Genomic DNA, 25882 nt, shown 5'->3' with positions numbered 1-25882 from the left:
CCCTTATGAGTACCACATGCCCCGCGCGGCCCCCGCCCCCCCGCGCCCGCGCCCCGGCGCCCGCCCGGTCCGCGCGCCGCCGCTCCTGCCTTCGTCCCGCTCCGGCGCCCGGCCCGAACGGGCGCCGGAGCGCAGCAGCTTGCGTCAAACCGAAAAGACTCATGGGGCTCTGCCCCACACCCCGGACCTCTCTCGGAGGGGGCGGGGCTTGCGTTTTCTCCTCGGGTGCTTTGTGGTGCGGAATGGTGGGTCGCGGGGTGGGTCCCTCCTCGGTCGGCCACCGGAGGCGTACCGGGAACCTCCAGGGGCCGCCAAGGCCAAGCGCAAGCGTCACGACGTGAGCCTTGGCGGCCCCTGAAGAACCCTGGTACGGCGAAGCTGACCGACCGAGGAGGGACCCACCCCGCTCTGGCTGGACCCATGCGGAGGCCCGGTCTCAACTACTCAGCCAAGCCCGAGCCGTTGACGGCAACGCTGACGGCAACCGGAGCGGACGTCAGCGCACGCCAGCAGACGGCGACGGACTGACAATTCACGGCCGACCTGCGAAAACCCAGCTCGGAACAGCACGTCTTCCACACGTACTATGTGCTCGCCGGCACAACGCCGGTGCTGGTGCACAACGACAACGAAGTTCCTGGGTGGGCTGCAAACGAGATTGCCAGGATTAAAGCCGGGCAGGGGACCCCGCGCACGGAAAGCCGCACAGATCCTACTCAAAAGCTTTATCAAGGGCGCGAATCGGCGAGGCACGCGGCCAAGTGGGGTCCTCACGCGGAGTCGGGTTTCCAGGGCTCGCCCGAATGGGAGGTTCCCGGGAAGGGCGATACGTACAGGATCGTCGGTCCGAACCGCTTTGGGGAGTATGGATACACGGACCCGAAAGTCAAGTACCAGAAGATCACCGTTATTACCTGTTGATTCGACGTGTTCCCAGTGGGAGGTGGGCGACGTTGTCAGTGAAGTATTCTGTCCGGTTCGAGGAAAGTGACACATTCGTATCCGCCTGCGAACTGGAAGGGTTTTTTGTCGGGCGCTACAGCGACGACGACTTCGGCGCCTTGCTCGACGCCGAGAACGCCCGGATCACTTTCAGGCTCGTGCGGCCAACCCTAGACGCGCCGATCGAGGCGCTTAGGGGGGACATCGAGGTACTTGTCCTCGACACCGAAGGTCGGCCCATGGGGCGCTACGTGCTGTGGGCCGCCAAGCTAGTAGCCGGGGATACGCCGGAATATATAGTCGTCACGGCACGAACGGGTTTGGCTCCGCACGCCGAGGCCCGCAGGTTGTGGGACAGGTTCCGTGTTTCCCGGCCGCAGCGCGGTGAATGGTGCACGCTTCAGGTCGGAGCCCGTGAAGCGTGGCTAGAAGTAGCCGGTCTAAGGTACGCCGAATCCCCTTCTAAGCGGGAGCATTCGATTCCCCCTCAAGAGTTCGTTATGGAGGGTGGTGAAATCAAGGATGTCGCGAGTTTTTTCTGTGCGATTGGCGAGGCTTTCCGTGGCCCAGGAGGGTATATCGGGTGTAGTTTTACCGAATTGGACGAGTCTCTTGAGGATTATCTCCAGGGCATCCCGGTTCGACTGATTTGGCGGAACATTTCCGTTGCGCGCTCGTCCTTGTCTGCAGTGGTGGATATTACTGGCGGGCCGATTTCCAAATTCGACTTGCTTCTTAGTATTCTGTCGCAGAATAATGTTGAAGTCATTCCTGGCAGGTCATAGCCTGAATGTTCGAAGTGCTGATTCTAAGGCGACAGCTCGAATTCGGCATGATGGTGTAAACGTGTGGTCACACCAAGAAGGCATCGGCATCATGAGAGTCTTCCGATCCAAGGAGCTCAAGCCTCAGGATTTTTCGATGGCCCGCAGGTCCGCGGGTACGTTCTGTCGGCGGGAAGCAAGAACGTCAACGTCGGCTACGGCTACGACCCGGCGACGCTCCGCATGACCCTGTCCCTGCCGAAAACTGGTGTGCCCGCCCAAGACCGCGCACGGCACCCGGATGATCGCGCTGGACCGCACCACCATCGCGGCGCTGCGCGTGCACCGCTCCTGGCAGCAGGCCGAGGTGGCGGCCTATGGCGAGGAGTACCGCGACAGCGGGTATGTGTACACCAACCTCAACGGTGGCCCGGTCGCCCCGGGTCGGCTCACCCACGTGTTCCAGAAACTGATCGCCGAGCACGATGTGCCGCCGATCCGACTCCACGACCTGCGCCACGGCGCCGCCACTTTGGCGCTCGCGGCCGGGGTGCAGTTGAAGGTGGTACAGGAGCTGCTCGGGCATTCCAGCATCGTGCTGACCGCCGACACCTACACCTCCGTCCTACCCGAGGTCGCGCACACGGCCGCCGAGAAGACCGCCGCCTACCTGCTCCACGCGGCTGGTGTGGTGCCTGGCACCACCCGGCGCCGGGGCCGTGCTCCGGCCCGCCGTCGGCGGCCGGCGGCGAACCGTATCGATCGCGCGCGCCTCGCCTCGAGTTACTCCCGAACCGGACGTGATCGGTGAAGGAGACCTTCTGCTTCGAACGATGGCCGGCTCGGTCGTCGACGACCACACAACCGCCAAGGCCTGGGCGTTCCACAGATACACCCACTGGCGACCTTCACGGGACGAGCTCGGCGCGGTCGGCCGCCGCCCCGTCTTCCGCTCCCCAGGGCCCACCGTGGGGGCTGCGGGGCGGAGGGGGAAGTTCATCGGACGCAACAATTGTTAATGCGAAACCCCTTCCCGGAAGCGGTTCGGACGCCACAGTATGTCCAAGATCGACTACTGGTGGGCGCGAGCCTGGTGCCGGAGGGGTTGCGGATGAGCGAGCAGGGCGGTCGCGCGTGGCTGGAGAGCGTTCTCGCCGCGAAGCGGGAGCGGGGCCGGCCAGCGTTGATCGGCTACCTGCCGATCGGCCATCCCAGCGTGCCGGCCTCAATCGAGGCCATGTTCGCCATGGTCGAGGCCGGTGTCGACATCGTCGAGATCGGCCTTCCCCACGATGACCCGGTCATGGACGGGCCTGTGATCAGGCAGGCCACCGAGAGCGCGCTGCGGGGCGGGACCCGGATCGCCGACCTTTTCACCGCCGTGACGGCCCTCGCCTCGGCGGGGGTACCCGTGGTCTGCATGACGTACTGGGCGCCCGTGGAGCGGTACGGGGCCGAGCGGTTCGCGCGCGACCTCGCCATCGCGGGAGGCTGCGGGGCGATCGTCCCGGATCTGCCCGACGGCAGGGCGCCGGAATGGACGGCGAGCACCGACGCGCACGGGCTCGCCCGGATCCTGGTCGTCCCCCCGGACGCGTCTGACGAGCGGATCTCCCGTATCGCCTCGGCCTGCACCGGCTTCGTCTACGCGGCGGGCCGTCTCGGTCTCACCGGCTCCGGCGAGGTGGACGTCGCCCAGGCGAAGAACCTCGTCGACCGGGTGCGCCGGGTCACGACCACCTCCGTCTGCGTGGGCTTCGGCATCTCCACCCCGGCCCACGCCGCCGGAGTCGCGACCTCCGCCGACGGCGTCATCGTCGGCACCGCCCTCGTCGAGTGCCTCGCAGCCCCGTCGCTCGACGCCGGGCTCGAACGCCTGACCACCCTGGTCGGCTCCCTCGCCGCCTCCCTCCACACCCCGTCCCGCACCCCTCGGACCACCGCATGCGTCCCGGCCGCCCGCGACGGCGGCATGCGCGCCGTCGGCCGGGGCGGATGCGCCGACCCCCTCACCAGCACCGGCGAACTCACCGAGAGTTTCTAGACGAACGGCGGGGTGACGCGCCCATGGCCAGTTGGAAACTATTCCTACTTGTTTAGTTGGTATAGGGTCCTGTCCTAGCCGGAGGCAACCGTGGAGGACTCATGAGCACGACGGACGAATTGCTTGCCAGCGCCGAGCGTTACGCGGCGGGTTTCGGCAAGGGGGAGCTGCCTCTGCCGCCTGCCAAGGGGGTGGCGGTGGTCGCGTGCATGGACGCTCGCCTCAACCCCTACGGGCTGCTCGGCCTGTCGGAGGGGGACGTCCACGTCATCCGGAACGCCGGTGGAGTGGTCACCGCGGACGTGCGCCGCAGTCTGGCCATCAGCCAGCGGCTGCTCGGCACGCGGGAGATCGTCCTGATCCACCACACCGACTGCGGCATGCTCACCTTCACCGACGACGGCTTCAAGGCCACCATCCAGGACGAGGTGGGCCTGAAGCCGGACTGGTCGGCCGAGGCTTTCACTGACCTGGACCAGGACGTCCAGCAGTCCATCGGCAGGATCAAGGCCGACCCGTTCATCCCGCGCACCGGCGCGGTGCGCGGATTCGTGTACGAGGTCGAGACGGGCCGCCTGCGCGAGGTCAAGCCCCGCTGACCCGCAGCGGCCCGCGGGTCAGCGGAGCCGCGCGTCGCTCAGGCCGCTCCGAGCCCGGCAGGGCGGGGCGCCAGCCGGGGGATGAGGTACTCGCCGACGCGGTACGCCTCCTCCAGGTGGGGCCAGCCGGAGAGGATGAACTCCTCGATCCCGAGGCCGGCATACTCCCGGATCCGCTCCGCCACCTCGTCGTACGATCCGACGAGGGCCGTCCCGGCGCCCTCGCGCACCAGTCCGACGCCGGCCCACAGACCCGGCGCGACCTCAAGGCTCCGTGCGTCCGCTCCCTTCGCCGAACCGCCGTGCAGTGCGGCCATGCGCTGCTGGCCCGTCGAGTCGAAACGGGCGAAGCGCTGCTGCGCGGCCTCGATGCGGGCGGGATCCATGCCGGCGAGCAGGCGTCCGGCCTCCGCCCATGCCTCCGAGGCGGTGTCGCGGGCGATGACGTGCAGGCGGATGCCGAGACGCAGACGGCGGCCCTCGGCGGCGGCGAGCGCTCGCAGGCGGGCGGCGCGGGCGGCGACGGCCGCGGGCGGTTCGCCCCACATCAGGGCGACGTCCGCGTGGCCGGCCGCGACCTGTTCGGCCGCCGGGGACGCGCCGCCGAAGTAGACGTCCGGGACCGGGTCGAGCGGTGAGGTCAGGCCGTCCTCGATCTCGTAGTGCTCGCCGTGGAAGTCGTACCGGCGGCCCGCCCAGGTGCGGCGGAGCACGTCGAGGAACTCGGCGGTACGGGCGTAGCGGGCGTCGTGGTCGAGGAAGTCCCCGTACGACCGCTGCTCGACCGGGTCGCCGCCGGTGACGACGTTCAGCAGCAGGCGGCCGCCGGAGATCTCCTGGAAGGCCCGCGCCTGCTGGGCCAGGAGGGTCGGCAGGGTGAAGCCCGGGCGGAACGCCACGAGCATCTTCAGCCGTTCGGTGTGCTGGGCGACCGCCGCGCAGATGATCCACGGGTCCGGGCAGCCCGCGCCGACCGGGGTGAGGGCCGCCTCGAACCCGGCGTCCTCGGCCGCCCGCGCCACCTGCGTCAGGTAGCGCACGCTGCCCGGCCGCCCCGGCGGCCGGTGCGCGTCGGTGCTCATGATGGCGGTCCGGACCTCGTGGCCGTCGCCGGTCGTGGGCAGGAACCAGTGCAGACGCATGGCGATCCTTCCTGCGGAGAGGGTGGGGGGTTTCAGGCCGCGGCCTCGCGGACGGCGGCGGCGATCTCTTCGCGCAGCGTGAGGAAGTCCTGGTGCGCGTGCGGGTCGTCCTCGCCGGGCAGCGTGGAGGCCTTGTCGAGGACGATCCGTCCAGGGCGCTTGCTGAGGACGATGACGCGGGTGCCGAGGAAAACGGCCTCGTCCACGCTGTGCGTGACGAACAGGACGGTCTTGCCGGTCTGCTGCCAGATGCGGCGCAGTTCCTCCTGCAGCCGTTCCCTGGTGAGGGCGTCCAGCGCGGCGAAGGGCTCGTCCATCAGGAGGATGTCGGGGTCGGGCGCCAGCGCCCGCGCGATGGCCGCGCGTTGCTGCATCCCGCCGGACAGCTCGTACGGCCGCCGCGAGGCCGCGTCGGCGAGGCCGACGAGCCGCAGGAGTTCGTCGGCCCGCTCGTCGCGCCGCGTTCGGGGCGTGCGGGTGGTGCGCAGGCCGAACTCGACGTTGCGGCGCACGCTGAGCCATGGGAACAGGCGCGGCTGCTGGAAGACGATGCCGCGATCCGGGCCGGGCCCGGTGACCGGCGTGCCGGCCGCGGAGACCTCTCCGGCGGTGGGCTCGGCGAACCCCGCGACCAGCCGCAGGAGGGTGCTCTTTCCGCAGCCGGACGGCCCGACGATGGTCACGAACTCTCCGGCGGGGATGTCGGCGTCGACGCCTCGCAACGCCTGCACCGTGGCGCGGTCGCGCAGGAGCCCGCGCCCGCCGCCGAACACCAGCGAGACGTTCCGGAGGGAGACCGCGGGATCAGCTGGGGAAGGCATCGCCGAGTTCCTTGGTGGCCAGGCCCTCCTGGAAGACGCTCAAGGCCGGGATCGAGGGGAGCTGGTTCTGCGCCTTGAGGAACTGGGCGGCGCTGTGGAGGTTCTGCGCGAACGCGCCGGGCTTGGCAGCCGTGCCCAGGTACTCCGGCCCCGCCTGCTGCCCGCCGTCCAGCAGGATGAGCTGGTCGATCTGGCGCGCGGCCTCGGCGGGGGGCAGGTTGAGCTGGCGTCCGACGGAGGCGGCCGCGCCTGCCTTGTCGCCGCGGATCAGCTTGACCGCCCGGTCCTGCTGCCGCAGCCAGGTGGTCAGCGCTTTCGGGTACCTGTCGGCGAACTCGGTGCGCACCACGGCGAGGTCGGCGGTCACCTGGCCCTTGGCGGCCAGCTCCTTGCTGGTGACGAGGACCTTGCCGGTCTTCTCCAGCGTGCCGAGCACCGGCGTCCACACGTACGCGGCGTCGATGTCGCCGCGCTGCCAGGCGGCCTGGACGTCCTGCGGCTCCAGGTCGATGATCTTGACGTCGGACTCGGCGAGCCCGGCGTCGCGCAGCGCGGCCAGCAGGCTGTAGTGGGAGGTCGAGGAGAACGGCGTGGCGATCTTCTTGCCCCGGAGCGCCGCGACCGACGCGGCCTCGCGCGCCACCAGCGCCTCGTTCTCGCCGATCACGTCGAAGATCCACGGCACCTTGTAGCGGATGTTCAGCGGGGCCGACAGGCCCTTGGTCACCGGGCTGGACCCGGCCAGTCCGATGTCGAGCGAGCCGGCGATCATCGCGGTGTTCACGTCCCCGCCGGAGTCGAACCTGGACCAGGTGATCTTGGTGTCGGGCAGCGCCTCCTCCAGCCATCTCCGGTCCTTGACGACCAGGTCCCCGTTCGGGATGAGCTGGTAGCCGATCCGCAGCGTCTTCGGGGTGCCGTCGCCGTTGACGCCGCCGGCGGCCGCCTTGCTCGCGCCGGTGCCGGAGGAGCAGGCGGCCAGCCCGAGGCAGAGCGCGGCGAGGACGAGTCCGTAGGTCTTCTTCAAGGTCGTACCTCTTGCTTCTTCAGGTCTCGCAGGGGGTCAGGACTTGCCGCGCCAGGGGACGAGGCGGCGTTCGGCCAGTTGCAGCAGGGCGTCGATGAGCAGGCCGGAGGCGCCGATGGCCAGCAGCCCGAGCACGACGACGTCGGTCTGGTTGTAGCGCTGGGCGTCGCGGATCATGCCGCCGATGCCGGGCACCCCGTTGACCGTCTCGGCGGCGACGACGGTGGTGTAGGCGACGCCGACGGCGACCCGGACTCCGGTGATGATCTCGGGCAGGGCGGAGGGCAGCACGATGTTCAGCGGGATCTGCCACCGGCGCGCCCCGAGGGACCGGGCGGCGAAGACGTAGTCCTCGTGCACTCCCCGCACGGCCTCGGCGGTCGCCACGGCGACCGGTGGCAGGGAGGCGACGAACAGCAGCGTCACCTTGGGCGCCTCGTCGATCCCGAACCAGATGATCAGCAGGCTGAAGTAGGCCAGCGGAGGCAGCGTGCGCACGAACGTCACGAGCGGCCCGAGCAGCGCCCGCACGGTCGGCACCAGGCCGATGACCAGGCCGAGCACGATCCCGCCCGCCACGCCGTACAGGCTTCCCAGCAGGATGCGGCGCAGGCTGACCCCCAGGTGCTCGTACAGCATGTGGCCGCTGTAACCGCGCACCCCGTCGTGCGTGGTGGAGGTCTGGACCAGCTGGTGCCAGACCGCGCCGGGCGGCGGGACGAACACCTCCGACCAGAGGTGCGCGGCCGCGACGGCCCACCAGACGGCCAGGAGGGCCAGCACCCCGCCGGCCCTGAGCACCAGGGCTCGCGCCACCTTCCCTACACCCCACTTTCCAGATCAAATCAGTCGGAAAAGGATGGTATTGGTCGCGTGGTGCCCTGCAAAGAGCCAGTTCCGAGTGATCCTCAGGTACCAGATGCCATGCGGTCCGCCTCCTCGGCGAGCAGCGCGATCCCGGAGTCGATCCGCGCGGGGTCGATCGCGCCGAACCCCAGCTTGATCCAGTGCCGGGGCACCGGCGGGGCGTAGAAGAACGTGTCGCCGGGCTCGATGAGCACGCCGCGCGCCGCGACGCGGGCGGCGAGCTCGCGCGTGTCCAGCCCGTACGGCCCGCCGATCCAGACGCTGACCCCGCCCGCACGCGGACGCATCGCCCAGTCGGGCAGGTGCCGCCGCACGGCGCCGACCGCCTCCTCCCAGCGCAGCCGCAGCGCGTCGCGCAGATGCCGCACACCGCGCCGGTACTCGCCGGAGGCGATCAGCAGGCCCAGGGCGCGCTGCTGGTGCCCGGACGGGTGCCGGACGGTGTAACGGCGCAGGTCCCGCAGGTGCTCGATCAGAGCGGGCGGGCCGTGCACGAACCCCAGCCTCAGGCCCGGAGCCAGGAACTTCGAGAAGCTGCCGAGGTAGACGACCGCGTCGGGGTCGAGCGAGGCGAGCGCCGGGGACGCCCTGCCGACGAAGCGCAGCTCGCTGTCGTAGTCGTCCTCGACCACCACGATGTTCCGCTCGCGGGCGAGCGCGACCAGCCGCTGCCTGCGCCGGCCGCTCATCGTGACGTTCGAGGGGTAGTGATGGGTCGGCGTGGTGACGACCATCCCGACGTCCAGGAGCTGCTCGTCGACGATGAGGCCGCTGTCGTCCACGTCCCCGGCGACCAGCCGCGCCCCGGCGCGGGCGAGGATGTGCCGGGCGTCCGGATAGCCCGGATTCTCGACCAGGACCTGTGTCCCCGTCCGCACCAGCGCGGTGGCGACCAGGTGCAGCGCCTGCTGGGAACCGATGGTGACCAGGACCCGGTCGGGGGTCGCGGCGACGCCCCGGCCCGCGAGGATCTGCTTGCAGATCATCTCGACCAGCAGCGGATCGTCGGCGTCGATGCCGTCCTGAAGGCTGTGGCGCCGGTGCTCGGGCCGCAGCGCCTCCTTGAGGCAGCGCAGCCACGCGCGCTCGGGGAACGTCTCGGGCGGCAGGTGCCCGGTGACGAACGGATACCGATAAGCGTCCCAATCCGCCGGCTTGCGGATGTGCGGCAGTTCGGCGCAACCCGGCGGCGGAGCCAGCCGGTCCAGCCAGCGAGGCGCCGCCGGCGCCGCCGGACGCGCCGCCGGGCGCACGGCCATCTCGTCGTTGACGACGTGGCCCGACCGCGACCGCGCGATCACGAAGCCGTCGGTGACGAGCTCCTGGTACGCCTGGTTGACGGTATTGCGCGACACGCCCAGCTCGACGGCCAGTTCGCGGGAGGACGGCAGCCGCCCGTCCTCGAACCGCCCGGCGACGATGGCCTCCTCAAGCCCCCGCCGCACCCGCCGATAGAGCGGCTCGTCCACTCCGCCGTCCGCAACCGGAAACAACCCCACACCGCGCCACCCTAAAGCCCCGCCCCACCACCCCGCCGGGGTCCCCGGCGCCCTCCGGCCGTCGCTGGAGCAGCAGGGCATCGCCGCGTCGTGGCCGGTGGGGGACCTGAGGGCCTCGCGGGGAGGCGAGGCCCTCAGGGGTTCGGGTCAGGGACGAAGATCCAGGGCTCCCTTCCTGATGCGGTCGCGAAGTTCAGTGAACTGTCCGGCGGTGACGGCCAGCAGGCCGTGGTCCGGGGCCTTGCTGTCGCGGATGGCGATGGTGCCACCGGGGATCGGAGCCAGTTCGACACAGTTGCTCTCGCCGCCGGAACGGCTGCTCTTGCGAAAGGCGGTGTCCGGTGGCGGGCACTCTGCTGCCTTCTCCACGTGGGGGACGTCCTCTCTGTCAATGGGGGCTCTGCCAGGGTGAGGCGCTGGACGACACCGGTGCCGGGCTCGGCGTTCCGGTGGTGGGCGGCGCGGACGGCGGAACCGCGGATCGCGTGGGCGATGGTGCGGGGGTCGGGGTCCGCGTCGTGGTGGCCGCCGACCCCTTGGTACGGCGCCGGGGGTGATCCGGCTTGCCGCGTTCGCCTGATCTGCCGACTGGGCGCGACGGCGGGGACGGCGACGGCCGCTCCTTGACGAGGATGTTCGCCATCGTGCAGACCTCCGCCCCGGTGCCCGGGCCGGACGAGTCGTGCCTGACGCCCAATGTGATCTTGTTTGCCGGCGTCGGCACGGCGAAGGTGACGAGGGTGGGTTCGGTCGTCGCCGGTTTCCGCGTGCTGCGCGACGGGCCGGCGGAGACCGTCCATTCGCAGGGCTTCCCGGTGTTCAGGGCGCTCACCGTGGCGGTGACCTCCACCGGTCCGGGTTTCGTCATCAGGAGGATTTCGCGGGTGTGGAGAATGGTCTTTCCCATGACGATCCATGTCCCGGCCGCGGGGTCCGCCGCCGTCTGCGGGGAAGGGCTCGCGGGGCGCCTCGTGCCGTCGACGATCGTCCGGCCCGACAGCGACGTCTCGACGGTCCCTTTTCGCGCTCCGGTGGGCCGCATCGAGGGTCTGGACGGTCCCTGTCGCCCCGGCACGGGTTCCCGGGCCGCCATGCCGGGCTTCCCGGCGGGCCCGTCCGCCGGTGAGGCCAGGCCCAGGACGGCGACCGTGCCGATCAGGAGCACGACCACGACGATGACGAGCGCGACCCGCGGACCCGCTCCCGAGGGGAGGAGGTGCGGCGGGAGGCCGCGCAGCGCGGCGGCGAGCCGCGTGCGGCGTTCCGCTGCGCGGTGGGCGCGCATCCGGCGCCGGAAGCGCTTCAGAGCCGCGCGCTCTCTGCCGGGGTCGGGCGGGCAGGCCCGCATCTCCTCCGCGGCCATGGCCTTGAGCAGTCGTTCGAAGTCTTGATCCGGTTCTGGATATCCCATCTCATTCCACCTCCGCGTGAGGCCCGTCGCCCTGGATCGCTTCTCTCAATTGCTTGAGCGCCCTCAGATAACGGCTCTTCACGGTTCCATGGGGAACACCGAGCTCCGCGGATATGCCCGACAGGGGCATGTCCTCGTAGAATTTCATTATTACGATCACGAGCAGTTCGCGGGGCAGTCCCCCCATCGCTTGCTGGAGCGTTAGCCTGTCGGCGACGCGCGTCGAGGTGTCCGGAAATTTGCCGGCGGCGTCTTTCAGTGCGTTCAAGCTGTGCACGAGGGAGTCGTGGACCCTCCGGTCGTGCTCCTTGCGCTGGAAGTAGTTGACGCACTCGTTGCGGGCCGTCCGCCGGACGTAGGCTTTCGGGTCGCGGCCCTCCTTGACGATCTGCATGAGGGTGCCGCTTCGTTTGCACAACGACTCCGCAACGGTGGACGCGATGTCCTCGGCCTGATGCGCGGTCAGGCCGAGTCCTCTGGCCGCCTTGTCGGCGACGTCCAGGACATGTCGGAAGACGGCATTTTCGTCGACTACCTCCTGTCCACGCCAGTTTCTGCGCAGCATCGCTGGATCTCGTTTCTCCTCAGTGGATGACAACCACTCGTAAAGAGCGTCGAGGACGGCCGGACGGACGGCCTACCGCACAAGATCTTTTGCAAAAAGGCACTGCTGCACAGAAATGAGAGCAAAGAGAGGTGAGGCCTCTTTGCCTCGATTAGGCCCTCGGTCCGGGATGGTCCGAGGGTGCAGAGCCGGGCGATCTCTGCTTCCTGTTTAAACCGGACATAACTGTTCGCCAGACGAGGGAAGGTGAGATGTCCGGTTCGGGACTCCGGCGCACGGGCGGGTGGTCAGCGCGAACGCGAGTACCCCCGCGTCATCCCTCCACGGCGAGGTCTCGCGGCTCAGAGGCCGACGTCGTCCGCACTGGGGTGGCGGCTACCAGCAGTACGGCGAGCGCGATGGGAGCGGCCGTCTGGTATCCGATCCACCCGGAAGATCACACGTCGGATCGAAGGTCCAGCGGATCACCCCCACGCGCGGGGGGAACTGGCTTCGTGAACAAGCTGATCAGTGCGGACCCGGCGTCCCCGGCGCATGGGGACGGGGCCCTTCGGACTACCTGTGCAGCTTGCGGTGTACTGCCCAGGTGATCGCGGCGCCGGTCGCGATCGCGGTGGTGGCGAGGATCCGGGGGGCCAGCGTTCTCTTCAGGGCCTGCCGCTGGCGGCGTTTGAACGTGGCCGCGTCGTTCTCCCGGGGGAACGGCTCGTCGGGGACGGGTACGCCGAGGAAGGCGCACAGCGGCGCCCATCCGTCCTTGACCTCGAACACCAGCAGCCGGTCTTCGGGCACGTGCGCCTTCACCTCGGCGACGTGCCGCTCGAATCTTCCGGCCATCTCCGCACGGTCGCCGAACGGCCCGCCGATCTCGCGATGCCACGTCGTCCGCTGGACGCGGTCGAGGATCTCCGCTTCGGGGTCGGGCCGGCGCGGGCCTCGCCAGCTCAGCATCCGCACCAGGAGCGGCGGCTTGGCGAGCACGGCGGCCATGGTCTGCGCGGCGCTGTCGTACCAGCGTTGCGGATCGCGGACGTTGAGCACCACCTTGGCGTCCGGGAACGCGTCGACGATGTCGCGCCAGAACGCGGTGGTCGGCGAGCCGACGGCGCAGCCGTAGCCCGCGAACACCTTCCCCCAGTCCACTGTCCGGCCGTCCATCGCGGCGGCCCAGTCGGCGGCCCGCTCAGGCTCGGCGTTCAGGACCCGCATGTTGTAGCACGGGCCGTACCCGAGCCGGTCGAGTGCCAGAGCGAGTGAAGTCGTACCAGTTCGGAGCAAACCGACGCCGATGACCTGCACGCGAACTCTCCTCAGGATGAAGTGGATGACGTCTCAGGCCGGTCAGGTCGTACGGCGGGCGACCAGAGTCCCGGGGTCTTCGCCGTTGGCGACGGGGTGGAGGGCGGTTCCGGCCGCCGGGGTCAGCCCGACCGCCGCCAGGTCGGCGACGACGGCGTCCGGCCGGTGCAGGTAGTGGGCGCGCTCCACCACTTCGGTCGCCACCACATCGCCCTGGTAGTACGTGCGGTAGACGAACCGCAGGTGCGCCTGGTCGTCGCCGTCGGGCCGCGCCTCGCAGGACATCTCGTACCGGCAGTCGCCGAGGACGGCCTCGTCGGCGACGTGCTCGGGCCAGTCCGGTACGGGTTCTGACAGCACCATGTCCATCGCCACCTCGCCGTCCTCGGCCAGATGTTCGGCGATCGCATCGAAGAGCGCGGGCCGGTCGGGGTGCGGCACGTGCTCCAGCACGCCTGCCAGGTACACGAAGTCGAAGCGGCGGGCCAGGTCGAAGTGGGGCGCCGCGCGGTCGAGCACGGTGACGCGGGGGCGCAGGTGCGGGCGTTCGGCGAGCTTGGCCAGCAGCACCGCGCGCATGGTGGCGGACCGCTCCAGGCACAGGACGGTGGCGGCCCGCTCGGCGACGGCCAGCGTGATCCGGCCGGTGCCCGCGCCGATCTCCAGCGCGTGGCCGCCCCGGGGTGCGCGGTCGGCGAAAAACCGGGGGTCGGGGAGGGCGCCCTCTCCGCGGGAGGCGCGGAAGAGGTCGTAGTAGCCGGGCTGGAAGGCGTACGGGTCGGTGCCGAGCGGAGCGACCCGGGCGGGGGAGGACATGCGAGTCACCTGCCTGTCTGGTCGGAAGGGGGAAGCTCGGAAGGGGAGAGCGTCGTCAGACGGTCGCGCGCGGCCGACGTCGTCCGACCGTCCTGGACGAACTGCGCCGGGCGTGTCCACTCGCGGAGGGCGCGGCCGGCGCGTTCCCTGATCCGCACCTGGCCGGTGGACTCGATGGCGATGGTGCGTTCCTCGCTCCAGCCGCTGAGGCGGAACTCGCCCAGCCCGAGATGCACCAGGCCGAAGGCGGGCTCGCCGTCGACGGCGAGGACGAGCCGGTCCTCGTGCACGAGGACCGCGGCGTCGCTGTCGGGCCTGGCCTCGACCTCCTCCTCCGACCACTGCGCGAAGTCGCCCGGCAGCCGGAACCGGCAGCACAGCCGGTCGCGGTCGGACGCGGTCAGCGGCACCGGTTCGCGGGCGAACATCACCTCGCTGAGCGGCAGCAGCTCCAGGAACTCGTCCGGCAGCAACCCGACGACCTCGCGGCTGACCAGGCAGTCGAGCACCATGTGCACCCGAGCGCGGTCCCCGCCGTTCGCCACGTAGTGCCTTCGGCCGAAGTCGCCGAACCACAACCGTCCCGCCGTCCAGTGCTCGGACACGCCGTCGATGACCACGACGGCGTCCGGGTTGGTGTCGATCGGCACATGCAGCCGCAGGAGCCCGCGTTCGAACCCGTACTTGTAGTCGCGGTGCTCGTGCACGGTCGCGCCAGCGCCCAGGGCGATCAGCCGTACGCCCCGGACCGGCGCCGGCAGGGCGTCGATGACCTGGGCGAGGGCCGGGGCTTCGGCCAGCCACGGGGTGTCGGCGAAGTCGGTCAGGCCCGCGCCGCCGGGGTCGGTCCGCACCGGATCGCCGCCGACGCTGCGCAGCGGAAGGATGCGCCAGTCCACGCCGGACTCCGTGGCGGCGCCGTCCTGGCTGTAGGCGCGCTGGGCGCGCCACCGCCGGTGCCGCAGCCGGTCGAGGTCGGCGCGCAGCGCGTCGGCGTCGAAGCTGAGCCCCATCGGCGAGGACGGCGGGTAGGCGGCGGGCGGGTCCGTCAGCGATTCGATGGCCTGGTGGTGCGTCGTCATGGTCGCTGCTCCTGGGGGGCGGGCAGGTCGGAGACGTCGAGGGCGAAGCGGCCCACGGCCCACGCGATGGCGGGCACGTTCTCGCCGAGAGCCCGGCGGTCGAGGTTGCCGATCGTGTCGCACGGCTGGTGGTAGCAGGGGTCGTACAGCTGCCCGGCCTCCCCGCCGAACCGCGCCGCCTGCGCGGCGGTCTTGACCCCGAGGACGCCGCCGTTCAGGCCGCCGACCGGGATGCCCGCGGCCACGAACGGCTCGTGGTCGGAGCCGACGGCCCGCAGGTCGTGGCTCTCGTAGGGGAGCCCGGCGTGGTCGAAGTAGTCCTTGAAGACCTTCTCCACGACCTGCGAGCCCGCCGGGCCCGGCGGGGTGCCCGGCGGCTGCTCGCTCGCGTCCCCGTCGAGGACGAACCGCACCCCGTTCGGAGCGGCGATCAGCTCGAAGTTGAGGTAGAGCGCGATCTTGGCGCGTTCGGCCGGTGGCAGGGTGCGCACGTAGTAGTTGGAGCCGATGTCGATGAGCTCCTCGGCCCCCCACAGCGCGAACCGCACCTTGTGGCGCACCTTGTCCTGGTGGGGAGCCAGCCGCAGCGCGGTCGCCATCAGCGCGGCGGCCGCGGCGGCGTTGTCGTTGATGCCGGGCGCCTCGGTCACGCTGTCCAGATGGGCGCCGGCCATGACGGTGCGGTCGTCGCCGCCGCGCGTCTCGGCGAACAGGTTGGTGGTGACTCCCGCGACCGCGTGCCCGCGCAGGTCGAGCCGCAGCCGCACCTGGTGCTGCGCGGTTTCCTGGGCGAGCTGTTCGGCCTGCGCCTGCGTGACGCTGGCCACCGGGATGGTGAACGCCTTCGGGTCGAACGCGTGCAGCCGGTAGATGTTGTTCGGACTCGGCGTGGCCAGGTAGATCAGCATCGCCCGCGCGCCGAGCCCGGCGGCGACGCGTTGCTGTGCCGTGTAGCCGCAGGATCCGCGCCGTACGAGCACGATGGATCCGGCCACGGGCAGCCCGTCGTAGTCGGCGGCGGAGCACCCGGCGGCGTCGCCCGCCGTGGCCCGGGGCACGACGAGGTGGGCGTCGAGACCGCCGGGCGGGGTGACGGGCGACCAGCGCATGACCAGCGCGCGCACCTGCCGGGCGGTGGGAGCGGTCACCGCCGCGCTCTCCGCGTCGACCTGATAGTCGGTGTACGGCACCTGCTGCTGGTGGACGCGGTAGCCGGCGGCGGTGAGCACCTTGGCGGCGTAGCGCGCGGAGGCCTCGAACCCCGGCGTGCCGGTGGCGCGCACTCCGCCGTTCCGTGCGGCGATCCGGTCGAGGACACGCAGGTGCCGCCACGCGTCGCTGCCGCGGGTGGACCCCGCCAGCAGCCGCGCCAGCCACGGCTCCCCGGATTCACCGTCCGGACGACCTGCCGCCGCGCGGGCGGACGCCGAGGCCGCGGCGGCGTGGGAAACGGCGGACGGTGGAGCGGTCGAAAGGATGGTCGCGGTCATGGTGACAAGGCCGGTCACCAAGGCGGTTTTCGTGCGCACAAACACCCTCATCAGCGCTCCAGAGGAAATCGTGTGATGGCGAGACAGAAACCCAGGTTGATATGTGCAGAGCTTCTGAGACCGGCCGCGCGGTGAATTATGAATGCCCGGCATAACGTGGCAGGTTGGAAGCGCGCCCCGCTATGCCGGGCACCCGCCTATGTCACTCAGTGGAGGTAACGCATAGTGCCACCTCCTTTCTGTCACGACGGATCTGAGGTCGGTCAGCCGAGGCGGACTCTGAGCCGAGCCACGCCTCGCAGCGTGAGGTTCCGGTGGTAGACGGGCTCGCCGGCAAGGCGGATTCCCGGGAACTCGGTCGCGAGCAGGCCGAGGACGACCTGTGCCTGGAGGACCGCCAGCGACTGCCCGAGGCACGCGTGGGCGCCCCGGCCGAACCCCAGATGCGGGTTGGGATGGCGGCCGAAGTCCAGCTCGTCGGGCTCGGCGAACTTGGCCGGATCCCGGTTCGCGGCGGCCAGCAGCAGCGTCACCGCTTCGCCGGGCGCGACGACATGGCCGCCGACGCGCGTCTCCCGTACGCACGCCCGCCCGTCGGCCTGCACCGGCGTCACGTACCGGACCAGTTCCTCCACCGCGAGTGACGGGTCAGCTCGGGCAAAACGTGCCAAAGTGTCCGGCCCGCTCAGCAGGACGACCAGAGCGTTGCTGAGCAGCCGCCCCGCCGATTCGAACCCGGCGTGCAGGACGGCCCGCAGCGTGTTCAGCAGCACCGGGCGCGCGATCCCGGAGCCGGGCGCCTTGGCCGCCACATGCGCCACCAGCCCGTCCGCCGGTGGATCGTCCAGCCACCGGCCGGTGTATTCGGCCAGCTCAGCGCGGGCTCGCACGGCGGGTTCGGCGGTCTCGGGCCAGATCCCGGCGTCCATGCCGTCCACGACCGTCTGCGACACGGGCAGGAACCACGCGGCGTCGATGGGCGGCACCCCGAGCACCGCGGTGATGGTGTCCAGCGCGAGTGGCGCGGTGAGGTCGGACACGCAGTCGAACTCCCCGGCCGCGCGCAGCCGCTCGGCTCGGGCGCGGACCTGCGCGGCGATGCGCTCGCGCAGCATGGCCGGGTCGAGACCGCGAACCGCGTCCACCATGAAGTGCCGGATGGCCGTGTGCTCGGGCGGATCGAGTGACTGGATGCTCAGCAACGGCTCCGGTACGGCCTCGCCGATCCGGCGCCAGTCCGAGGCGAACGACTCCGTGTCGCGCAGCACCGCGGCGCAGTCGTCGTACCTGGTCATCACCCACGAGTCGAGGAAGGTGCTGCGGTAGACGGGCGCGCTCTCGCGCAGGCGGCCGAAGAGGGAGTAGGGATCCAGGAGCGCCGCGGGCTCTGCGAGTCCCGCGGCCGGGTCCGCGACCGGCGCCTCCGACATATCGACCTCCTCGCACGGACGGCTACCGGCGAGCGGCCTCATGCCCTGTTCGCCGCATCCCGTAGGGGTGGCCGGGAGGACGACGGCGCTGTCGCTCAGGTGTCCGATTGATCGTCCGACACATGATCTTTACTGATCGTAAATGGGCGCGGCCGAATTGCCGAGCGCCGGATCCGGCCACCGCACGTCCATATCCCCGAACGCGCCGATATGGCATGGTCTTGTAGTTCTGCCTCGCCGCCGAGGAGGTCGCCCGTGAGGGTTCTGCTGACCAATCGTGGGTTCCGGCTCCTGATCATCGGGCAGACCTTGTCGACCCTGGGCGACCGGGCGCTCATCATTGCCTTCGGTATCTGGGTGAAGGAGCTGACCGGCAGCAATGCCGCGGCGGGCGGCGCGTTCTTCTTCGTCGCCCTGCCGTTCCTGTTCGCCCCGTTCGCCGGGGTGCTCATCGACAGGTTCCCCCGGCGTCAGATCTTCATCGTGACCAACCTGGTGATGGCGGGCGTCATGCTGCTCAGCCTGCTGGTGCGCGGCGACGGCCAGGTCTGGATGCTGTACGCGATCATCCTCTGCTACGGCATCGCCGGCGTGGTCATCACCGCCACCCAGGCCGCCCTCGTCACGGCGATCGTGGACGAGGACGCACTCCCCGACGCCAACGGCCTCCTGCAGACCTCCGCCGACGGCGTGAAGCTGCTGGCTCCCCTCTTTGGTGCGGCGTTGTTCACGGTGGCGGGCGGCCACGTAGTGGCTCTACTGGACGCGGCCACGTTCCTGGCGGCCGCGGTATGCGTGTGGCTCATCCGGGCGCCCGGCGACCAGCGTCATGTCACCGGTGCACTGGAGCTGCGCGAAGAGGTGCTGTCGGGCCTGCGCCACATCTACCGGTCCACGCCTCTGCGCACGCTGGTCGGCGCACTGGGCCTGGCCATGCTGGTGACGGGCTTCTCCCAGACTCTCATCTTCTCGATCGTCGACGACGGGCTTCACCGCGCCCCCGCGTTCGTCGGCGTGCTGAGCAGTGTGCAGGGCGCGGGCGCGGTCTGCGCCGGCCTGGCGGCGGGCGCCGCCATCCGCCGCGTCGGCGACCTGCGCACGGTGATGCTCGGCATCGCCCTGGTGACGATCGCGTCCTTGGTCTACCTGGCGCCCGCCATCCCCCCGGTGGCGGTGGGCGCGTTCCTCTTCGGCTTCGGCATGTGCTGGACGACCGTCGGCCTGGTCATGGCGGTGCAGCGGCGAACGCCCGACGCCCTGCGCGGCCGGGCGCTGACCGCGGCGATGGGCGTCATCAGCACTCCGCAGACCGTCTCCATCGCCCTCGGAGCAGCACTGTCGCTCGTCGTCGACTACCGGGTCCTGCTGGTCCTGATGGCCGCGGTCACCGCCGTGTGCGCCGCCTGGCTGGTACGCGTCCCAACCGACCCCAAGCCGCAGACCTCTCCGCGCGAAGACCTCGACCAAGCACCGCGAACCCCTGAGCCTCCGTCACTCGCCGGGCACGAGGACAGCGCCCTGATCGGTGAAGAATCTTCGGAAGGCCGTGGTGAGCTCTGAAGAACGGCTTGCGCCGACGAGTGCATGGTGAGCGGCGATTCCCGCCCACCCGACGCGACGTCGGACGCAACGAACGACCCGCCGCTGTGAACGAGGCTAGGAAGCGGCGCTGGACCGTTGGAGCCGCACCGAACCGGGTCCGCGGCCCGGGACGGGCCGTGTCGAACTCGATGACGCCGACCGCTACGCCGTCTCGGAAGACACGGAAGATAGTCAGGGAATGCGCGGTCGCATTCGTCGATTCCGTGCCACCGCGGCGTCCCCTGGATCCCCCGCCTGCTGAAGGTGCTCAGGCAGCCGACTGACGGCCCCGCTCCACGACCTCACCGGTCGGCGGACAAGGTTCCCAACTCGGACCGCACGGGTCGTGCCGCCTCTACTCAGTTCGGTTTCCTCAGTCCCCTCCAGGGGCGTCCCCGCCCTTCTGGAATACCGTTGCTCGATCCGACCCTCACCACGGCACCGACGTACCGTCCCAGGACAGGAACTCTCCTGAGGGCCCGTCGTCGGCCAGCAGCGCCAGCCGCATCGCACCCTCCGCGGCCTCGGCCGGGTCGCCGCCGCCCGCCGCGGTGGCGTTGAGGTCGGTGCGGCGCAGACCGGGCGCCAGTGCGTTCACCTTGATGCCGTCGCCGGCCAGGGCATGGGCGTAGAACACGGTCAGTGCGTTCAGCGCGGACTTGGACGAGCGGTAGGCGGCGTAGGCGCCCTGGTGGGGGAACTGCGGCCCGGTGGCCCAGGTCAGCGAGCCCGTACCGGAGGAGATGTTCACGATCCGGGGGTGCGCGGAGCGGCGCAGTGCCGGCAGGAAGGCGTTGGTGACCGCGACGACCCCGAAGACGTTCGTCTCGTAGATGCGCCTGAAGGTGGCGACGTCCTCCAGGTCGGGTGTCCTGTCCTCGCCGGAGATGCCGGCGTTGTTGACCAGGATGTCCAGCGTGTCCACCTGCCTCGCGGCGTCGGCGATGCTCGCGGGGTCCGTCACGTCGAGGACGAGCGGGCGCGCGGCGCCGCCGATCTCCTCCACGGCGCGCTCACCGCGCGCGGCGTCGCGTGAGCCGACGTAAACGGTGAGACCCGCGCCCGCGAGCAGGCGCGCGATCTCCTTGCCGATGCCCTTGTTGGCGCCGGTGACCAGTGCGATCGAGTTGTCCATGCCACTGAGGGTGCCCGCGGGCGGGCCGGTCGATCCAGGCACAATCGATACCAGGGAGGTACAGAATGGCAAGAGGCGAACTGGCCCGGTTCCTGCGCGACCGGCGGGAGGGGCTGCGCCCGGACGGCGTCGGCCTGCCTGCTGGGCCCGGGCGCCGCACGCCGGGGCTGCGCCGCGAGGAGGTCGCCGACCTGGCCGGCATGTCGGTCGACTACTACGCACGGCTGGAGCAGGCCCGCGGGCCACGCCCGTCGCCGAGGATCCTGGAGTCCCTGGCGGGTGCGCTGCGGCTCGCGCCCGCCGAGCGGACACACCTGTTCCACCTGGCCGGAGTGGCCCCGCAGGCACCCACCGCGCCGCCGCGTACGGTCCGCCCATACGTGGCCGGCCTGCTGCACCGCCTTCCGCAGGCCGGCGTCGTCGTCACCGCGGCCACTTACGATGTGATCGCCTGGAACCCGCTCGCGGAGGCGTTGCTCGGCGACCTCCGTGACCAGCCCAACCTGGCCCGGCGGCGCTTCCTGCTCCGCGAGGAGGTGCTGACCACGGGGCACGAGGAGTTCGGCGAGTACGCGGTGGCGCGACTGCGGGCCGCCGCCGACCGCTACCCCCGCGACGGCGCTCTCGCCGCCCTGCTGGCCGAACTCAGGGCGGGCAGCGCCGAATTCAACCAGATCTGGGCCACCAATCCGGTATGCGCCCCTGGCCACCGTACGAAGACCATGACGCACCCCGAACTCGGCCCGCTCCACATCAACTGCGACGTCCTCGCCGTTCCTGACGACGACCAGCAGGTCGTCTTCATGACCGCCGACCAGGACACCCCGACCGCCCGTGCCCTGCACCACCTGGCTGCCGCGCTCCCGGCATAAGGCCACTTGGGTACGTTCTGCGCCCATGGGGCGATGGAGGCTGCCGGTGCCGCCGGAGACGCCGCCGCCGTCATCCCCAACGCCCGCCCCCAACCCCACCGAACGGCAGCAACCGGCCGTCTCGTCCACTTGCCAAGACGTCACGCCGGTGCAGGTGAGGGTGTGGCGCGCCCGGCAGGATTCGAACCCGCGACCGTCGGATTAGAAGTCCGAGGTTCTCAGGCGACCCCGCACCTCGGCCCACCTGCGCACACTCTTCGGCAGCTCGTCACCGCCCACAAGATCATTCCGCACATACTCCGGATCTTGCTCGTGGCCCTGCGAGGGAGTCCCGTCCCCGTGTGCGGCACACGGGTAGATTGGCATCATGACCGCTCAGCCCGAGGAACCGGCCGCTTCGCGGGATCCCGGAGAGGACCCGGCTGCGATCTTCGATGCGCTCCCGCCGTCGCATCGCGACCAGTTCCGGGCCGAGTATGACGAGGCGCTCGACGCCGCGCACGACCTGGCGCGCTTCAAGCAGGTACAGACGTTGCTACGCCGCTGGCGTCTGCGGGCCATCGCCTACGCCCGTCCCGGCTACGAAGAGGCTGTGCAGGACGCGCTACAGGGTAGGGAAGACACCTTCGTCCGCTACACCCCGCCGGGCTGGGAAGGCCAGGTGTGACGTACCGCTTCGACGGCTTCCATGGCCGTGCGCTGTACGAGTTGAACGGACTCCCCGAAGAGGTCCGCAACGGCCCGCTCCTCGAACGCCTCCTACAGCTCCTCGAAGCTCCATGGGACGCGGTACCGGAACGGGCGGATCAGACAGCAGTCCGGCACGCCTTCTTCGGTGCCGGCGGCGAAGGCATGCTCACACTCCTGGTCGACGACAAGGCAGAGACGCTGCGCATCCTCGACATCCTGTGGACGGGGTAGCGGCGTAGCCGCTGTTCTTCCCCAACCTCCCTCCCCCCGGCCCCGACGAGACCGGTACTTAGCGGCGGACGGGTTCCGGCCGCCGCCATCCTCGACGGCTCGGGGACGGGGGAGCCACGCACCTTTCCAGCCCAGCTTGTGATGCCCTGTCGGTGGGGCCTGGTGGGATGCGGAAGATGAGTGAATCCCCTCAACTGGTCACCCAGCTACTCAGGGCCGTGATCGCGTACACCTGGTTCTTCGAGACCTGCGACGAGACGGTGCTGGACGACGACACGGCGCTCAAGCACCAGGAGTACGTCGGCTACCTCCTCAACCAGCTCTCCGACGTGGACAAACAACGGGTTGCTGACGAGCTGGCGGACCTGGCGGCGAGTGAGACGGATCCGACCTATCGGAAGTTCGTGGAGACGTTCGCCTTTGCCATGGGCCTGGTGGAGCAGGAGGACGGCTGAGGCGGCGGCGCGACCCCGCGGTGAGCGGCTGGGGCGGGGCCGGCAGGCGTGGCACGATGCGCGGTCCGGCGCGGCCGTCCGGTGACCGGCGCCCACGCCGCACGCTCCGGGCGGCCTGGCGCGGGGCCGCGCAGCGGCCTGAGTGCCGCCGCCCTTTGATCGGGTGAAGTGGCGTCCGCCGAAGCAGAACGGGGCCGTTGACCGGCGCGTCGTAGTGAACTCGGCTCAAGCTCGGGAGCTTCTGACGGCGGTGTCCTATGTCGGCCGGTCGCGTGGGCCTCGGCTGCGAGCGATGTTCGCGTGCATGTATTTCGCTGGCCTTCGTCCGGCTGAGGCGGCGGGCCTTCGTCGGCAGGACTGCGAACTTCCGGCAACCGGCTGGGGCCTGATCACGCTCAAGAAGACCCGGCCCCAGACCAGCAAGCGCTACACCGACTCGGGGGAGACCTTCGATGATCGGGGCCTCAAGCATCGGGAGGACGACATCGTTCGGCCGGTCCCGATCCCTCCTGAGCTGGTGGCGATCCTTCGGGAACACCTCGACGCCTTCGGGACGGCCGAGGATGGGCGGCTGTTTGTCACAAGCGGCGGACAGTCGTTCTCGGGCTCCGCCTACGCGCAGGTGTGGAAGCGGGCTCGCGCTCTGGCGCTGACCCCCGATCAGGTCGAATCGCCGTTGGCGGCCCGGCCGTATGACCTGCGGCATGCGGCGGTGTCGCTGTGGCTGAACGCGGGTGTCCATGCGCCCGAAGCGGCCGAACGCGCTGGGCACGGGGTCGACGTGATGTTGCATGTTTACGCTAAGTGCATCGATGGGCAACGGGACGTCGCCAACCAGCGCATCGAGGACGCGTTGGCGTGATCGGCAACCACGGTGGAGAGGCTCCGGAGTGTTCCGGGGCCTCTCTTCGCGTCCGGGCTGACCTGCGGAAATGTGAACCAAGTCATTCCGCGTATATTCCGGGAACACTGCCGTGCGGCTGCGTTCGGTGGCATCTGGCTGCATCCGGCATGACAACGGCGAGAGACGTTCTCGCAGGTCAGCGCATGGATGACCTGGTGGTGACGGCGCGCCCGGCAGGATTCGAACCCGCGACCGTCGGATTAGAAGTCCGATGCTCTGTCCAGCTGAGCTACGGGCGCTCGGCGCCCGGCGGGACGCCGGGACACAGTGTAAGGGTGCACGTCGTCCGGCTCCACATCTATAACGGCCTTACCGCTGGGGCGGGGGTCCTATCTTGGGGTGCTGTGGCGGTGAACATTGAGGTGCCGCTCTCCGGTGGGGCCGTGTCGGAGGGTGTGGTGCGGGTCGGGGAGACGGTGCGGCGGCCGCTGAGGGCGCACAGTCCGGCGGTCCATGGGCTGCTGCGGCACCTGGAGGACGTGGGGTTCGAGGCGCCGCGGGTGCTCGGGGTCGATGAGCTGGGGCGGGAAGTGCTCAGCTGGGTGCCCGGGGAGGTGCCGCAGCGGCCGTTGGCGGCGTCCGTCGTCTCGGAGGACGCGCTGCGGGACGTGGGGCGGCTGCTGAGGCGGTACCACGACGCGGTCGCGTCGTACGAGGCGCCGGTGGGGGCGCCGTGGGACGCGGAGACGTCCAACGTGGACGGGGAGCCCGAGGTCATCGGGCACTGCGATGTGACGCCGGAGAACGTGGTCTTCCGGGGCGGGCGGCCGGTCGCTCTGATCGACTTCGATCTGGCGCGGCCCACCACGCGGGTGTTCGACGTGGTCACGGCGTTGCGGCACTGGGGGCCGATCGAGGATCCGGCCGATCGGGACGCCGTGCTCTACGGGGTGGACGTGGGGCGCAGGCTGCGGATCTTCTGCGATGCCTACGGGCTGGACCGGGAGCGGCGGCGGGAGGTGCTGCCGGCGGCGCGGGTGCGGTTCGAGCGGTCCTATCGGGCGATGCGGGGGAGGGCGGAACGCGGTGGGGGATGGGCGCGGATCTGGCAGGGAGGCGCCGGGCCCCGGATACGGCGGGCTCAGGACTGGCTGGAGCGGCACTGGGATGAGCTCGATGCGCGTCTCTGGTGAGGGGCTGGTTCTCGGGGTCGCGCTGGACGCTCTCTTCGGGGACCCGAAGCGGTGGCATCCCGTGGCAGGGTTCGGTCGGGTGGCGTCCGGGGTCGAGCGCTGGGTCTATGGGGACTCGCGCTGGCGGGGTGCGGTCTATGTCGGGGCCCTGGTGGGGGGCGCCGGGGTCGTGGGGGTTGCGCTTGAGCGGGCGAGCCGGCGGCCCGTAGTGCACTGTGTTGTTACCGCCGGTGTCACCTGGGCCGTGCTTGGCGGGACGTCGCTGGGGCGTGAAGGGCTCTACATGGCGCGGGTGCTGGAGCGGGGCGACGTGGAGGCGGCCAGGGAGCGGCTTTCCCATCTGTGCGCCCGGGATCCGCGGGGGTTGGATGCTCGCGATCTGAGCCGTGCGGTGGTGGAGTCGGTGGCCGAGAACACGTCGGACGCGTCCATCGCGCCTCTGGTGTGGGGAGCGGTGGCGGGCATCCCGGGGCTGCTCATGTACCGGGCCGTGAACACGCTCGACGCCATGGTCGGGTATCGGAGTCCGAAGTACGAGCGGTTCGGGTGGGCGGCGGCGCGGTTGGACGATGTAGCGAACTGGGTTCCGGCGAGGATCACCGGGGGACTGGTCGCCCTGTGCTCGGGGCGGGAGGCCTGGCGGGTTCTGCGCAGGGACGGGGCGAAGCATCCGAGTCCCAACGCGGGACGGTGCGAGGCCGCTTTCGCCGGGGCGCTCGGGGTGAGGCTGGGCGGCGCCAACGCCTATGGCGGACGGGTCGAGCGGCGGCCCGAGATGGGGGACGGGCGGGCGCCCGAGGTCAGGGACATCCGGAGGGCCGTCCGGCTTTCGGCGGCGGTGACGTTCGCGGCGGCGGCCGTGGTCTGGAGTGTGCGGTGAGCGGGCTTCTGGTGGCGGGGACCACCTCGGACGCGGGGAAGAGCGTCGTCACCGCGGGGCTATGCCGGTGGCTGGCGCGGCAGGGGGTGAAGGTCGCGCCGTTCAAGGCCCAGAACATGTCGCTGAACTCGATGGTGACGAGCGACGGGGCGGAGATCGGGCGGGCGCAGTACATGCAGGCGCAGGCCGCGGGGGTGGAGCCC

26 protein-coding genes, 1 tRNA gene and 1 pseudogene are annotated in these 25882 nt (G+C 70.4%); 13 read left to right on the top strand and 15 right to left on the bottom strand.

What is annotated here, in order from left to right:
- Nucleotides 1-959: 959 nt before the first annotated feature.
- The 4 genes from AB0C69_RS12770 to AB0C69_RS12755 all read left to right on the top strand — a co-directional run bounded on the left by AB0C69_RS12770 (nucleotide 960) and on the right by AB0C69_RS12755 (nucleotide 4349).
- The gene (locus tag AB0C69_RS12770; RefSeq protein WP_360353060.1) at nucleotides 960-1727 is read left to right on the top strand and encodes a hypothetical protein; all 768 of its coding nucleotides are present in this window, start codon (nucleotides 960-962) and stop codon (nucleotides 1725-1727) included.
- 280 nt (nucleotides 1728-2007) lie between these two features.
- Nucleotides 2008-2517, top strand: a complete 510-nt coding sequence (locus AB0C69_RS12765; RefSeq protein ID WP_360353058.1) for a tyrosine-type recombinase/integrase — start codon at nucleotides 2008-2010, stop codon at nucleotides 2515-2517.
- Nucleotides 2518-2817: 300 nt separating this feature from the next.
- Entirely contained in the window at nucleotides 2818-3750 is a 933-nt protein-coding gene (gene trpA / locus AB0C69_RS12760) for a tryptophan synthase subunit alpha (protein WP_360353056.1), read from the top strand.
- A 101-nt stretch (nucleotides 3751-3851) separates the two neighbouring features.
- Complete coding sequence (locus AB0C69_RS12755; protein WP_360353054.1) at nucleotides 3852-4349, top strand: carbonic anhydrase; 498 nt, start codon at nucleotides 3852-3854, stop codon at nucleotides 4347-4349.
- A gap of 38 nt (nucleotides 4350-4387) precedes the next feature.
- On the opposite strand, the gene AB0C69_RS12750 is transcribed toward AB0C69_RS12755, so the two are convergent.
- The 13 genes from AB0C69_RS12750 to AB0C69_RS12690 form a co-directional block, all read right to left on the bottom strand.
- Complete coding sequence (locus AB0C69_RS12750) at nucleotides 4388-5491, bottom strand: LLM class flavin-dependent oxidoreductase (protein WP_360353052.1); 1104 nt, start codon at nucleotides 5489-5491, stop codon at nucleotides 4388-4390.
- A gap of 32 nt (nucleotides 5492-5523) precedes the next feature.
- Nucleotides 5524-6312, bottom strand: a complete 789-nt coding sequence (locus AB0C69_RS12745) for an ABC transporter ATP-binding protein (RefSeq protein ID WP_360353050.1) — start codon at nucleotides 6310-6312, stop codon at nucleotides 5524-5526.
- On the bottom strand, nucleotides 6296-7339 hold the full coding sequence (locus AB0C69_RS12740) for a glycine betaine ABC transporter substrate-binding protein (RefSeq protein ID WP_360353048.1): 1044 nt from the start codon (nucleotides 7337-7339) through the stop codon (nucleotides 6296-6298). Before AB0C69_RS12740 ends, AB0C69_RS12745 begins: the two co-directional genes overlap by 17 nt.
- A 36-nt stretch (nucleotides 7340-7375) precedes the next feature.
- Nucleotides 7376-8155, bottom strand: coding sequence for an ABC transporter permease (locus AB0C69_RS12735; RefSeq protein WP_360353046.1), 780 nt, complete (start codon nucleotides 8153-8155; stop codon nucleotides 7376-7378).
- A gap of 92 nt (nucleotides 8156-8247) precedes the next feature.
- Nucleotides 8248-9675, bottom strand: coding sequence for a PLP-dependent aminotransferase family protein (locus AB0C69_RS12730; protein WP_360353044.1), 1428 nt, complete (start codon nucleotides 9673-9675; stop codon nucleotides 8248-8250).
- A 177-nt stretch (nucleotides 9676-9852) separates the two neighbouring features.
- Nucleotides 9853-10074, bottom strand: a complete 222-nt coding sequence (locus AB0C69_RS12725; RefSeq protein WP_345175865.1) for a DUF397 domain-containing protein — start codon at nucleotides 10072-10074, stop codon at nucleotides 9853-9855.
- Between the two features lie 19 nt (nucleotides 10075-10093).
- Nucleotides 10094-11116 (bottom strand): hypothetical protein, encoded by a 1023-nt coding sequence (locus AB0C69_RS12720; protein WP_360353042.1) that lies wholly within the window; start codon nucleotides 11114-11116, stop codon nucleotides 10094-10096.
- A gap of 1 nt (nucleotide 11117) precedes the next feature.
- Complete coding sequence (locus tag AB0C69_RS12715) at nucleotides 11118-11681, bottom strand: sigma-70 family RNA polymerase sigma factor (RefSeq protein WP_360353040.1); 564 nt, start codon at nucleotides 11679-11681, stop codon at nucleotides 11118-11120.
- Nucleotides 11682-12236: 555 nt separating this feature from the next.
- A complete protein-coding gene (locus AB0C69_RS12710; protein WP_360353038.1) occupies nucleotides 12237-12980 on the bottom strand; it encodes a sulfotransferase family protein in 744 nt (247 codons plus the stop codon).
- Nucleotides 12981-13022: 42 nt separating this feature from the next.
- Entirely contained in the window at nucleotides 13023-13796 is a 774-nt protein-coding gene (locus AB0C69_RS12705) for a class I SAM-dependent methyltransferase (RefSeq protein ID WP_360353036.1), read from the bottom strand.
- 5 nt (nucleotides 13797-13801) lie between these two features.
- The gene (locus tag AB0C69_RS12700; RefSeq protein WP_360353034.1) at nucleotides 13802-14878 is read right to left on the bottom strand and encodes an aspartyl/asparaginyl beta-hydroxylase domain-containing protein; all 1077 of its coding nucleotides are present in this window, start codon (nucleotides 14876-14878) and stop codon (nucleotides 13802-13804) included.
- A complete protein-coding gene (locus AB0C69_RS12695) occupies nucleotides 14875-16368 on the bottom strand; it encodes a M28 family peptidase (protein WP_360353032.1) in 1494 nt (497 codons plus the stop codon). The genes AB0C69_RS12700 and AB0C69_RS12695 overlap by 4 nt, the downstream gene beginning before the upstream one ends.
- Nucleotides 16369-16631: 263 nt before the next feature.
- Nucleotides 16632-17798, bottom strand: coding sequence for a cytochrome P450 (locus tag AB0C69_RS12690; RefSeq protein ID WP_360353030.1), 1167 nt, complete (start codon nucleotides 17796-17798; stop codon nucleotides 16632-16634).
- A gap of 255 nt (nucleotides 17799-18053) precedes the next feature.
- On the opposite strand from AB0C69_RS12690, the gene AB0C69_RS12685 reads away from it, so the two are divergent.
- Complete coding sequence (locus AB0C69_RS12685) at nucleotides 18054-19358, top strand: MFS transporter (protein WP_360353028.1); 1305 nt, start codon at nucleotides 18054-18056, stop codon at nucleotides 19356-19358.
- A 451-nt stretch (nucleotides 19359-19809) separates the two neighbouring features.
- On the opposite strand, the gene AB0C69_RS12680 is transcribed toward AB0C69_RS12685, so the two are convergent.
- Nucleotides 19810-20514, bottom strand: coding sequence for an SDR family oxidoreductase (locus AB0C69_RS12680; protein WP_360353026.1), 705 nt, complete (start codon nucleotides 20512-20514; stop codon nucleotides 19810-19812).
- 65 nt (nucleotides 20515-20579) lie between these two features.
- Here AB0C69_RS12680 and AB0C69_RS12675 point away from each other — a divergent pair, with 65 nt between their 5' ends.
- The 5 genes from AB0C69_RS12675 to AB0C69_RS12655 all read left to right on the top strand — a co-directional run bounded on the left by AB0C69_RS12675 (nucleotide 20580) and on the right by AB0C69_RS12655 (nucleotide 23624).
- Nucleotides 20580-21386, top strand: a complete 807-nt coding sequence (locus AB0C69_RS12675) for a helix-turn-helix transcriptional regulator (RefSeq protein WP_360353024.1) — start codon at nucleotides 20580-20582, stop codon at nucleotides 21384-21386.
- Nucleotides 21387-21753: 367 nt separating this feature from the next.
- Nucleotides 21754-22053 (top strand): DUF6247 family protein, encoded by a 300-nt coding sequence (locus AB0C69_RS12670; protein ID WP_360353022.1) that lies wholly within the window; start codon nucleotides 21754-21756, stop codon nucleotides 22051-22053.
- On the top strand, nucleotides 22050-22307 hold the full coding sequence (locus tag AB0C69_RS12665; protein WP_360353020.1) for a hypothetical protein: 258 nt from the start codon (nucleotides 22050-22052) through the stop codon (nucleotides 22305-22307). The genes AB0C69_RS12670 and AB0C69_RS12665 overlap by 4 nt, the downstream gene beginning before the upstream one ends.
- Before the next feature lie 176 nt (nucleotides 22308-22483).
- Nucleotides 22484-22762, top strand: coding sequence for a hypothetical protein (locus AB0C69_RS12660; protein WP_360353018.1), 279 nt, complete (start codon nucleotides 22484-22486; stop codon nucleotides 22760-22762).
- Nucleotides 22763-22904: 142 nt separating this feature from the next.
- A complete protein-coding gene (locus AB0C69_RS12655; RefSeq protein ID WP_360353016.1) occupies nucleotides 22905-23624 on the top strand; it encodes a tyrosine-type recombinase/integrase in 720 nt (239 codons plus the stop codon).
- Between the two features lie 207 nt (nucleotides 23625-23831).
- On the opposite strand, the gene AB0C69_RS12650 is transcribed toward AB0C69_RS12655, so the two are convergent.
- Nucleotides 23832-23905: transfer RNA gene (locus tag AB0C69_RS12650), tRNA-Arg, on the bottom strand.
- 105 nt (nucleotides 23906-24010) lie between these two features.
- Here AB0C69_RS12650 and AB0C69_RS12645 point away from each other — a divergent pair.
- The 3 genes and pseudogenes from AB0C69_RS12645 to AB0C69_RS12635 all read left to right on the top strand — a co-directional run.
- Complete coding sequence (locus AB0C69_RS12645) at nucleotides 24011-24799, top strand: phosphotransferase (RefSeq protein WP_360353014.1); 789 nt, start codon at nucleotides 24011-24013, stop codon at nucleotides 24797-24799.
- Entirely contained in the window at nucleotides 24774-25679 is a 906-nt protein-coding gene (locus AB0C69_RS12640; protein WP_360353012.1) for a cobalamin biosynthesis protein, read from the top strand. Before AB0C69_RS12645 ends, AB0C69_RS12640 begins: the two co-directional genes overlap by 26 nt.
- Nucleotides 25676-25882, top strand: a pseudogene (locus AB0C69_RS12635) (cobyric acid synthase CobQ); the annotation flags it as partial. The gene AB0C69_RS12640 and the pseudogene AB0C69_RS12635, both read left to right, overlap by 4 nt.

Origin of the sequence: Actinomadura sp. NPDC048032 (genome assembly GCF_040653175.1) — a bacterium.
Taxonomy (GTDB): domain Bacteria; phylum Actinomycetota; class Actinomycetes; order Streptosporangiales; family Streptosporangiaceae; genus Spirillospora; species Spirillospora verrucosospora.
This window is presented reverse-complemented; position numbering and strand designations above follow the sequence as displayed.